The sequence below is a fragment of the Oleiphilus sp. HI0117 genome (assembly GCF_001635235.1).
On record NZ_LWGA01000191.1, the window covers coordinates 1 to 433 of the forward strand.

The 433-nt window shown below is 49.9% G+C and carries 1 protein-coding gene; it reads left to right on the forward strand.

The window, feature by feature from the left end; translation table 11 throughout:
- Nucleotides 1–37 precede the first annotated feature (37 nt).
- Nucleotides 38–433 (forward strand): fatty acid desaturase (locus A3757_RS02455; RefSeq protein ID WP_231878193.1); only part of this gene is annotated, 396 nt, incomplete at its 3' end.

Below are 433 nucleotides of genomic sequence, written 5' to 3' on the forward strand. Positions count from 1 at the left end.
TCGTAAAACGAGAAGTGCCTGGGGCATTTCGCCGAGCATGGGAGCTGGAAGCGCAAGGTTGAAGCGACAGGGTAAGTCAGAGTGGTCGTTACAGAATGAGATTATCCAGCCCGCTCTTGCAACTGTTGCATTGTACAGCATGCTGCTAGCTTACTTTGGGCCTGTGATGATTCCATTTCTGTCGATTGTGGCTGCATTCGGCTACTGGCAGCTGACGTGTGCAAATTACATTGAACATTATGGTTTGCTCAGGCAGAAGAACGAAAAGACTGGGCGATTCGAGCGCTGTCAGCCACACCATTCCTGGAATTCGAATCAGAAAATTTCCAATCTGATTCTCCTGCACTTACAACGTCACTCTGACCACCACGCGCATCCGACTCGCGCTTACCAAGTTCTCCGTGATTATCATGGTGTACCTTCTCTTCCTGCC